11 protein-coding genes and 1 riboswitch are annotated in these 11,420 nt (G+C 31.0%); all 11 genes read right to left on the bottom strand.

What is annotated here, in order from left to right; all coding sequences use genetic code 11:
* Positions 1-123: 123 nt before the first annotated feature.
* The 11 genes from CLORY_RS09975 to CLORY_RS10025 all read right to left on the bottom strand — a co-directional run bounded on the left by CLORY_RS09975 (position 124) and on the right by CLORY_RS10025 (position 11,416).
* On the bottom strand, positions 124-774 hold the full coding sequence (locus CLORY_RS09975; protein WP_079423823.1) for an FMN-dependent NADH-azoreductase: 651 nt from the start codon (positions 772-774) through the stop codon (positions 124-126).
* A 174-nt stretch (positions 775-948) separates the two neighbouring features.
* Entirely contained in the window at positions 949-1,764 is an 816-nt protein-coding gene (locus CLORY_RS09980; protein WP_079423825.1) for a CheR family methyltransferase, read from the bottom strand.
* Positions 1,765-1,801: 37 nt separating this feature from the next.
* A complete protein-coding gene (locus CLORY_RS09985) occupies positions 1,802-3,724 on the bottom strand; it encodes a methyl-accepting chemotaxis protein (RefSeq protein ID WP_242954389.1) in 1,923 nt (640 codons plus the stop codon).
* A gap of 16 nt (positions 3,725-3,740) precedes the next feature.
* On the bottom strand, positions 3,741-4,229 hold the full coding sequence (locus tag CLORY_RS09990; protein WP_079423827.1) for a chemotaxis protein CheW: 489 nt from the start codon (positions 4,227-4,229) through the stop codon (positions 3,741-3,743).
* A 24-nt stretch (positions 4,230-4,253) separates the two neighbouring features.
* Positions 4,254-5,363, bottom strand: a complete 1,110-nt coding sequence (locus CLORY_RS24320; RefSeq protein WP_079423829.1) for a chemotaxis protein CheA — start codon at positions 5,361-5,363, stop codon at positions 4,254-4,256.
* 185 nt (positions 5,364-5,548) lie between these two features.
* Positions 5,549-6,271 (bottom strand): Hpt domain-containing protein, encoded by a 723-nt coding sequence (locus CLORY_RS24325; protein ID WP_079423831.1) that lies wholly within the window; start codon positions 6,269-6,271, stop codon positions 5,549-5,551.
* A gap of 27 nt (positions 6,272-6,298) precedes the next feature.
* Entirely contained in the window at positions 6,299-6,661 is a 363-nt protein-coding gene (locus CLORY_RS10005; protein WP_079423833.1) for a response regulator, read from the bottom strand.
* Between the two features lie 442 nt (positions 6,662-7,103).
* A riboswitch (cyclic di-GMP riboswitch) is annotated at positions 7,104-7,190 on the bottom strand.
* 241 nt (positions 7,191-7,431) lie between these two features.
* The gene (anfO, locus tag CLORY_RS10010; RefSeq protein WP_079423836.1) at positions 7,432-8,067 is read right to left on the bottom strand and encodes a Fe-only nitrogenase accessory protein AnfO; all 636 of its coding nucleotides are present in this window, start codon (positions 8,065-8,067) and stop codon (positions 7,432-7,434) included.
* A 40-nt stretch (positions 8,068-8,107) separates the two neighbouring features.
* Complete coding sequence (locus CLORY_RS10015) at positions 8,108-9,673, bottom strand: hypothetical protein (RefSeq protein WP_079423838.1); 1,566 nt, start codon at positions 9,671-9,673, stop codon at positions 8,108-8,110.
* 86 nt (positions 9,674-9,759) lie between these two features.
* Positions 9,760-10,485, bottom strand: coding sequence for a beta/alpha barrel domain-containing protein (locus CLORY_RS10020; RefSeq protein WP_079423839.1), 726 nt, complete (start codon positions 10,483-10,485; stop codon positions 9,760-9,762).
* A gap of 4 nt (positions 10,486-10,489) precedes the next feature.
* Positions 10,490-11,416 carry a homocitrate synthase/isopropylmalate synthase family protein gene (locus CLORY_RS10025; RefSeq protein ID WP_079423841.1) on the bottom strand — a complete coding sequence of 309 codons (927 nt, stop codon included), beginning with the start codon at positions 11,414-11,416 and terminating at the stop codon, positions 10,490-10,492.
* Positions 11,417-11,420 lie beyond the last annotated feature (4 nt).

Consider the following 11,420-nt stretch of genomic DNA (forward strand, 5'->3'; position numbering starts at 1 on the left):
ATATAATATCGTATTTCCTATACAAGTAAATATTACTACTTTCATTCTATTTTGTAAACAAGCAAATTAATTTTTCTTTATATAAATTAAGGTGGAATTATCAAAAATTCCACCTTAAAAATACTATTTTCTCCATATGTCATCCACTATTTCATTTATCTTATCCTCTGCTGACGCTATAGCTTTTTCCTTTTCTTTTTCCGTACTTCCGGTACCGTCAACCAATAATTCCTCAAATTTTTTGATTCCCATAAATTTCATAATGTCTTCTACATAGTTTAATCCTTTATTCATAACTATTTTTAAAAGCCAGGGGATCGATGCTCCCGAAGACTGTATATACAATGCAGCTCTATATCTATCGTTTAGCAATCCTTCTATTTTATCATCATTAATACTAACAGTTTTCCCATCCATAACTACACAATCTATATATTCCTTCAAGGGTGCAGGGAATGAAAGATTCCACATTGGTGCTGCAAAAACATACAAATCAGCATTTTTAAATTGATCAACTAATTCTACTATTTTATGTACCTCATCTTTTTCTCTTTCAGTAAGTTTATTGAAATCTTCTTTCTTTAAAATACTGTTTCTATTCTCAAAGTATTCATATTTAAGTCTGGGTATATGAGTTTTATATAAATCTAATTCTTCCAATACAAATTCTTTATGCTTTTCTAAAAAAGCATTAATGAATTTTCGAGCTACAGTTTTACTTGAAGACAAATTTTCTGGTTTTGAATTTATACTTATATATAATAACGTTTTCATATAACTCAACTCCTTTTTCTTAATTTAACCTAAACAAAGAAAGTTATACAAAAACATAAACACTAAATTTAGCAAATATCCTTTTTACTATATTAGTAATATCTTCTTATACGAAGTATAATATATGTGCTCAAATAATAAACTCTGCTACGAATGCTTCTATATTTATAAGTATTATTCCTTTCTATACAAAGCTGGAATTACATATTTAAATTTTGTACTGCATCTATTAAGCGATTCAGAATGTCCTATTACAAGATACCCTCCATCCTCTAATATATCATAAAATTTGTTAACCAAATTTTTCCTAACAATGTCATCAAAGTATATCATTACATTTCTGCAAAAAATTACGTGAAACTTGCGTCTAAACGGGAAAGTACTTTTCATCAAATTAAATCGTCTAAAAATAATTTCCTTTTTTATATTATCGCTTATAAGATATTTATCGGTACCACTGCTTCTAAAGTATCTGCTTAACCAAAACGGCGGTAAAGAGTCAATTGATTCCTTACTATACTCTCCTCTTATCGCTTTTTCTAGAACAGTAGCACAAATATCAGTAGCTAAAATTTTTGTATCCCACTGCTTCTTTTCAGCGCCAAAAAATTCGTCTAATATCATAGCTACAGTATATGGCTCCTCACCGCTAGAACATCCTGCACTCCATATTCTTAAATCTTTATCTGTTATTCTGCTTTTCAGGGATGGTAGAATATTTTCTTTAAAATAAACAAAATGTTCTGATTCACGCATAAAGAATGTATGATTTGTAGTAATCTTATTCACAAGTGTATTTATAGCTCTTCCTGTTTTATCAGAAATAACATAATTATAATATTCCGTAAAATTATCAATTCCATTTTCAATAAGAACATTATGCAGCCTTCCAATTAAGAGCACCTGCTTTTTGTCACCCAGATTTATTCCATATGTTTCTTTTATGAGTTCAGCTATTTTATAATATTCTTGCTCTGTTATACCTACCATGATATCACCTGTTCTAATAAACTATTACAATATCTTACTAATACTTACCAAACTCAGTATCGCTTAAATCTATTTTTATTTTAGAAGAGCTTTCTGCTTTAGATTTTTCATTCTTCATATTTTCAAGCATCTTCAGTATCTCCGGACTCAGCTCTTCTAGGACTCCTTCCTTTAACATCATTTTATTAAGCTCAAATCTGTTAACTAAATTTCTTAGCAATTGTGCCTGACTAGCTAGCTCTTCACTTGCAGAAGCACTCTCCTCGGATGTTGCAGAATTCGTCTGAACTACCTGCGACACTTGTATAATGCCTTGATTTATCTGAGAAATAGCTGAAGCCTGTTCATTAGAGGCAATAGCTATTTCCTCTACTAGACTATCTACTTTTGCAACTGATTCAACTATCTTATCTAGTGCCAAAGCTGTGTCATTTGCTATTTTAGTGCCATCATCGACTTTTAGCATAGAACTTTCAATTAGTACAGTAGTCTCTTTAGCTGCATTAGCACTTCTTGCTGCTAAGTTTCTAACCTCTTCTGCTACCACTGCAAAGCCTTTTCCGTGCTGTCCTGCCCTAGCTGCTTCCACTGCTACATTAAGGGCTAAAATATTAGTTTGAAATGCTATTTCATCTATTACTTTAATGATTTTTGATATATTATTTGATGATTCGTTTATCTCCTCCATAGCCCTAAGCATATTTTCCATATGCTTATTGCCGCTTAATGCTGTTTCTTTTGCCACTATACCCATCTCATTTGCTTGATTAGCATTATCAGCATTCTGTTGAGTCTGTGCAGAAATTTGTTCTAATGAAGCAGTTAATTCTTCAACGGAGCTTGCCTGCTCAGTTGAACTTTGAGATAGTTCTTGAGCTGAATCAGATATTTGTTTTGCTCCTGCTGCTACTTGCTCTGCTGCACCATTAATGTTATTTAATACTTCATTAAATGATTTTATTGTGTTATTTATAGCCTCACTTAAAAGAGCATACTCTCCTTTGTAGCCTTCACTCATATTTGCAGTTAAATCTCCTTTAGCCATTTTCTGCATAATATCTACAGCTTCATTTATAGGTTTCACCACTGCATTCATAGTTCTATTCATACCATTAATAACTTCCTGATATCCACCTTCAAATTTGTTCTCGTTTCCTCTTACATTTAAGATCCCATTTATCGTTGAATCAGCCAGTGCCTCAACTTCTTCAATCAATTCCTTTATCGTATCCATCATTCTTACACAAGCAGGCATCAATTCATCATTATCACTCCTTTTGCCTAATTTTTTAAATTCTTCTAATCTGCTTATATCACCCTTAGATATTCTATTAAAGATATCGACAACATTAAATATTCTTTCTTGAACTGTATTTATCGCTTCAGCTAATTCATTTAATTGACCTCCGTATGCATTTCTCATAGAAACTGTGTAGTCATTTACTGCCATTCTACCCAATACTCCCTTTGCTTCAGTTATAGGCAAAACAATATTATCGAGCATGTTGTTAGTTCCTTCCAGTATTTCTTTATATATTCCATTTACTTTTTCAGTATTACAGCGTGCATTTAATTTTCCTTCATCAGCCAATTTATTTACTTTAAGCTGTTCACCCACTAGAGTAGTAAAAGTACATATTAATTTCTCCAGCGAATTTTCTAAAATTCCTATTTCATCTTTTCTTTTTAGTTTAAATTTCATATCAATATTACCGTCAGCTATATCATTTACTATGCTAGTGAGTCTCCCTAATGGATCTGTTATACTTCGGCATATAATATATGCTATTATTCCATTTATAATTATTATACTTGCTAGAGCCACTAGTACTGTAGGCGCATTCCCGTAATCAATTTTAGGTGACATTACTGCTGTAAATGTTGCTATTGATGCTATTGATACAATAAAAAATCCTATTACTAATTTTACGAATAATTTGACATTATTAAAAAATTTCATTTCACTGCGCCTCCATTTATATACCATTTATTATTTCGTTATCCTTATCACTTAAAAGCTTATCACAATCTAAAATCAGCTTTACACTATCACCTGCTTTACCGATACCTTTGATATACTTATTATAGGTTCCATTAAATTCAGGTGGCTGCACAACATTCTCTTCACTTATAGATATAACCTCTGCAACACCATCCACTATTAGCCCAACTGATACATCATTCATATCCACTATGATTATACAAGTTCTGTCTGTGTAGTTCTTAAACTCTTTTTTAAATCTAATGCGTACATCCATTACGGGAATTATCTTTCCCCTAAGATTAATTATTCCCATAATATAATCAGGTACCTCAGGCACTTCTGTAATTGGATGTATTCCAATTATCTCTGTTACATATCTAATTTCAACTCCATAAAACTCTTTCTCAATTTCAAATATAAGATACTTGTCTTTTTGAGTGTCTTCCTCATTAATTTCTACTTCTTCAGTATCATCTATCATATCTTGACACCTCTCTTATAAAATCTAACCAAATAAATTTTCGACATCAATTATCAGACTAATACTTCCATCGCCTAGCAATGTACAGCCCATTAATCCTTTAACATTTTTAAGATAATTAGGCAGCGCTTTTACGACAACTTGACGTTCACCAATAAGCTCATCAGCAAATACCACTACTCCCTTGTTTTGATTCTCTACCATTATGCATATACCATCACAGATATTTTGAATAGACGTAGCAACGTTATATATTGCATGTAATCTTTTTATTGGATAACATTTTCCTCTCACTATAACCATTTCATTTCCATCTGTATCCATAATAATATCTTGCTTTTTAACCTTAAAAGATTCTTTTATAGCTGTAGTTGGGATAGTATATTTTGATTTACCAACAGTGATATTCATTCCATCTATAATGGCCAATGTCAATGGAATTTTAAGGGCTATAGTCGTACTCTCACCCAGTTCACTTTCAATTTCTACAGTTCCGCCTATCCGTTCTATATTTTTGCACACCACATCCATTCCAACTCCCCTACCCGAAAATTCACTTACGTTATCTTTAGTGGAAAATCCTGGCATACAAATAAACTTATATATTTCTTTAGCTGTAACCTCCTTACCTAAATCATTCCATAAATTGTTTTCTTTAGCTTTTGCTAAAATTTTGTCCTTGTTAAGTCCTCTACCATTATCTTTTACTATAATAAGAACCTCTCCGCTAGAATTCTTAGCTTCTAGTGTTATTTCCGCAGGCTCATTTTTACCTTTTTCCTTTCTTTCAGCATCACTCTCTATGCCATGATCTACCGAGTTACGAATCAAATGCATTAACGGATCTGATATATGCTCAATTATGTTTTTGTCTACCTCTGTATCTTGTCCATATATTTTTAATTCGACTTTTTTATCTAACTTTTTTCCCATATCTCTTACAATTCGATTCATCTTATAAAACGTATTAGCAAGAGGAACCATTCGTATTGACATAACTATAGCTTGTAATTCATTTATTATCTTATGAAGTTGAACAGTTGCTTTCTTGAAATTAGGCAAATCCATATTGCTTACATCTGGATTTTCTCTAACCATAGCTTCTGCGATAACGATTTCTCCAACTAAATCCATAAGCTTGTCTACTTTATCTACATTAACACTGATAATATTTTGATACTGGGATTTAGGTTTTTCATTTCTCTGAAATACCGTACCTATGGTGCTATCATCCTGCTTAACTATTTCACACTTTACACCGTCTATATTTTCATCTTTTTCAATATTATGAGCATGTAAGTAAATAAGTTCCAGGCTCTTTAATGATATAGTTGTATCATTAAAAAAGTTTGTATCTTTTCATACTCATTGTCCCAATTAAAGAATACTATTAAACCATTTCTTTTTATAAAGCCTTCACAATTTTCAGATTCCAGAATATCTTCAGGTATGTAATAATAATCATCTGTATGTTCTTTTAAGTTATTTAGCACCATGATAGCTCTAAAGCTTTCCATTCCGCTTTCTTCTTCAAATTTAATTACGGCTTTATAATCATACTTATGTACTAATTCCTTATTAATCAAGATTTTTGTAGATTTGTTTTGTTTTTTGCAATCCCCGTTGTTGTTACAATCCTTAGATGCTTGAAGCAGTTTCTTTATATTATTTATAATATCCGCTGCATTGCCATCAACGTCATCACAGTTTTTTATTTTTTGTAATTCTATTTTAATAAAATCGATTCCATCTAAAACTAAGTCAGATAGCTTACTCTTATTTACATACTTTACCTTTTTCTCACGTATAAAATAAAATAACTCCTCTAATTCGTGTGCCAAAGTAGAAATATTGTGATAGCTCATCATCGCAGACGATCCTTTTATAGTATGCATAATTCTAAATATTTCATTTATATCATTGGAACTAAACTCGTTCTCTCTTTCAGCATAAAGAATAAGTTGCTCCAGTTGTTCAATAAGCTGCGACGTTTCAAATATGTAAATATCCAGCATAGAATCATTCTTATATTCATCTGCCATAAATTTCACCTCTGCAAAACTTTTCCATTATAGTGCCGCTACTTTATTTAATGTTTCAATTACATAATCCTCTTTAAATGGTTTTACAATAAAAGCTTTGGCACCATTTAGCAGAGCTCTCCTCACCTGTACTTCTTGTCCTAATGCAGAAACTATAATTATTTTTGCCTTTGAATCAAAATTTATAATTTGTTTTAAAGCACCCATTCCGTCCATTTCAGGCATATTTATATCCATTGTTACAATGTCAGGTTTCAAAGCTTTGTATAAGTTTACACCTTTTATACCGTTTTCAGCCTCTCCAACAACTTCAAATCCATTTTTTCTTAAAGATATTTTTAAAGCCTCTCTCATGAACATAGCATCATCTATTATCAACACTTTTTTCATATAGCTGTTCCCCCTTAATATGTCTAATATATTGACTTTAAATTTTCTACATAGATATAAAAATTTTAGATAAGCAATGCAGCATTAAATTATTAGCTTATAAATGTATTAATAATACATTTCATGCGCAATTACTGCATCAAGGAATTAAATTAAGATTAAATTAAAGAATATTTTTCCAATTTGACATGAATAAAATTTACCGAAAAAGAAAACACAAGAATTTTAGATAACTTAGCTTTTTGCTTAGCTATCTATAAAGCTAACCCCCTTTACAGCATTTTTTTCTAGTCAATAACCTTAACGGATTAACATATTCTACCATAATTAAAGAAATGCTTTGAATAAGACTTAAATAGAAATATATTTTATTATAAATCATTTGTTTTTTTATTATTACCTTTATCTCTATTTGTACATAATATTTACATTAGATATTAATCATGGTAACCAGACAATCTTGGCAGCATACTACTTTAGATTCACGGCTTTGCGTATCAACCTTTCGGAAGACTTGCCTTTTAATCATTGATTATTAACTAAATATTTGAGAATTACTTACAATATTTTTATTATATATTTGATTTCATAATACCATATTAACCATTTTCTGTCTACATTATACTACAAAATATTACAAAAATCATGAAATATTATTTTATATAAATATGATTTAATTCAAGAGTAAAAAGAGAAGTTATCTCTGTCAGTCCAAAATACCTTCTCCGATTACTTCTCCATTTATACAAACCCTATGTTCTTACAATACTTTATAATTTACAATTTGTTATACGTTTTTCATATTTATTGATAACCTTGACTAAAAAGCTATTTTCAGAAAGTTTATTAGTAGTAAACTTAAAACCAAGTTTAGGGAGTTCATTATTGAACCATGGCGGTATATGACTGCACATTATATCTAAATAGCAAAATAATTTTTTATGAAAAAAAGGCAGTAAAACCTGCTTTGTAGTCACTTTTTCATTATGTTCCATAACCTCCCTTAAATCAATAAAATAGTAACCTTCCTCTTTTTCTATAGGCTTCGGAATTGTTTCTGGAATCTTTTTTTCTTGCAGCTCCTTCAATTCATTCTGTTCTATATAATCTAGAAAATCAACAGGTTTTCCGGAAACTCTCCATATATTAAAATCCATGCTTTCTAGTATATTGTACGTTATACCCGTAACATCTTCAGCTGCAAAAACTTTGCAGTCGTCAAGTTTCAGTACCATATTTTTTATACTGTCTCTTATACTTCCAATACCCATAGTACTATCTATACTGAAAGAGACTTCTTTTTTTATATTCCAGTTTCTATCAACTTTTGAATATAATCTTACAGTACCAGATGAATTAAATGAAATCACATTATCATTTTCATCTAAAAACACTGCAATATCCATTCTAACCCCTCCTGTCTAAACATTTATTAATAACAAATACTCAAAAATTCTCTCCATACGTTTCTACCAGCTGTTCTGCTATTTCCTGTTCTGCAAGTTCTATATTTGTTTTACCAATATAACCGAAGTTAACCTGTCTGTTCCTTACAAAATTAATAGCTCTGTTGTAGGTAGCATGACTCATAAAGCCTGTATAAAAAAATATATAATCAGCATTATTTAAAATTCGCAGTTCAAAATTTTCATTAAATCCATTTAGAGTTTTGAGATAAGGATATTTTTCTCTTATTTTTCTTCTCCATTCCTTTGGTCCGCCAATAATAATAATACTAAATTTTTGAAGATACATTTGAATATCTATCTGACTTTTCTTTGGTATATATTCATCGTTTTTTTGAAATGCGTATTCTCTTAATTCATTCAGTTCAATTCTATACTGTCTTTCATTCTCAATAGCCTGCTCCAGTTCTTTAATCCTAGCTTCGAGTTTTGCCACCTCATTTTTATAGGCCTTAATTATTTTGTTATCTTTTTCGCTTAATTCATCATTAATTCGTTTATTTTCAGTTTCTAAGAAACTGATTTTTTCATTAAGCCGCATGTTTTCATCAGTTAAAATGTCATTCCTATTCATAGTATCCAAAAGCTTAAAGTGTATGGTCTCCTGGCAATCATTAAAGTACATTTTTCTGCAATTTAAATACTCATTAGTTAAACTCTGCATATAAATTCCTGCTACTAAGTTTTTCATAATATCAGCATAATCTTCTACATTATGTCCGCTTTTTATAAATGAAAGAATTATCTTATCAATATCTATAAACTGGATTTTACGAAATATATATTTGGGATCTAATTTATTTGATATCATAAGATTCTCAAATCTTTCTGCTGCTTCAGCTACAAGTTTATTATCACTACAAACAGCATCCATACTACTAAAAATCTTACCGTATTTCTTTCTAAGAGCGCTTTTAATATCATTTATTTTATCTTTGTATCTATTTAGTTCTTTATCAAAATCAACAGTTATTGGGTTCGCACTATTAAATTCTACAACATCCTTAATAATAGCTAATATGTGCATCTGATCTACTGACGTAGGAAAACAATATATTGCAAAATAAAAATAAATAGCCGCATCAAATTTTCCCTCAATACTCCTAGTAACTTGATCCATCTTAAGGTATCTGTTCTTCAGCTCATCGTTATTTAACTTTTTCGCCGAATTATATACAATAGTATAATTTTTTCTCATTATTTTTATAAGCTTACTTCTGAGTTCCATATCTTTTTCGGCTGCTAAAACTATTGCAAGTATTTTTCTTCCGTTAACCTCTTCCGCCAGCGTGCTTTGTTTCATTAATACATGTTTTGCAGCCGAGGATTCCATAACAATGTTATAGTATTTAAGCTTATTTTCATTATATAATCTGTTCAGCTGGTCATATACAAGTGTATTCCTTACCATCCCCATACTTATCATCGCAAATATATAGTCCTCTAAAGCTTCTGAACTTATATTAAGCTTTTCGCATATATTTGATGAAAAATTTCGTATATTTATATGAGTTGTTTCATCACAATCGTCAATTTCACGTTCCACAGTACACACACCTTTCGGTCATAGAAAATACTAGAATAAAATTTAGATAAATCCATTTATGAATTTATTACATTATATCCTATAGGTTATAGCAAATCCATATTTATGATCAATTTATCATAATCACAATTTCCAGTTCTTTCACCTATACCGCCTAGCGTACAATCTACATATTTGGCACCTGCTGATATAGCTGCTAACGTATTAGCCTGAGCCATTCCAAAATCATTATGTCCATGAAATTCCAAATCTATATCATTTTCATCTAAAATTCTCTTTATTGTTTCATATGTTTTCGCAGGTGTCATTATTCCCAAGGTATCTGCATATCTAATCTGCGACACCCCCATTGCTCTACATAATTTCGTAAGTTCACCGATAAAAGTCTGATCTGCCCTGGAAGCGTCTTCAAACCCAACAGATATATCAAATTTCTGATTCAATACGTAGTCTATACATTTTTCAATGTTATGCAAAACCCACCGTCGATCCTTACTTATCTTTCTATTTATTTGTATCTCAGATGTCGGTACAGACACATGTATGATATCTACATAACAATCCATGGAATGCTTAATATCCTCAATATTCACCCTATTCCAGGCAGCTATTTTGCTTTTTAATCCAAGTTTAGCAATGCTTCTTATACTCTCTTTTTCTTCGCCGCCCATAGCAGGAGTTCCAGCTTCTATTTGATATATATCGAGACTATCTAAATACCTAGCTATTCTGATTTTTTCTTCTTGATTAAATGCAATTCCTGGCATTTGTTCTCCATCTCTTAATGTTGTATCTACAATTCTGCATTTCATATACTCACCTCAATCTAGATACATTTTCATGCAGACTAAAGAATATCTTTTTTAGTAAGTCATCATCTACATATAATCCTTCTTCTCTAAATTGTTTAACACTCTTTAGTATCTCATTAGCTTCTTTGTCACTGCAGTCTATATTCATGGACCTCAGTTTTTTTAGCAGCATAGCTTTTCCTGAATGTTTTCCAATTACAAACTCCGTCTCCTTTCCTACGATTTCAGCAGGATAAGGTTCATAAGTTTGCTTGTCCTTTAGTATGCCATCCCCATGAATTCCTGATTCACACTTGAATATATCTTTACCTAAAATAGGTTTACCTGCAGGAATATTTATTCCCGATACCCATTCATAAATATCAGCCATTTTTTGTACATTCTTCATATTCATTGGCTTGTTAAAGTCATAAAGCAAATTTACTGCCATGATTACTTCTTCCAAAGCTGGATAGCTTCTGTACCTGCCTCTACCGCAAAAACAAGTCACAATATAATCCACCCCGGCTTTCACTGCTTCTACTGCAAGTGCTGTAGCTGTACCCTTAGTATTATCTATGCATAAGCCAACAGGCATACTAAGATTGCTCTTTATCTCATAAATATATTCATTCATTTTCCACGGAAGACACTTATATAAACCATTAAACATAAGCGCTTTACAGGGTTTATCCTGAAGGTATTGTTTTACATCTTCAATGTTTCTTATTGTTATCTCATCAAGTTCTACTTCAACGAATGTATCTTTTAAGTTTATAAATTTTATATCTTCAGGCGCTTTTATAGCAAACTTTTCAAATTCATCGTTTACACATAACATATCTGCTCCCATTTCCATAAGATACCAAGCAATTTTCATTATTTCATTCGGCAGAATATTAGCATTGCAACGTATTGCTTCCAGCAATGTGATATCAATAATAGTACTCATGGCT

Source organism: Clostridium oryzae (genome assembly GCF_002029235.1).
In the GTDB taxonomy this organism is placed as follows: domain Bacteria; phylum Bacillota; class Clostridia; order Clostridiales; family Clostridiaceae; genus Clostridium_AE; species Clostridium_AE oryzae.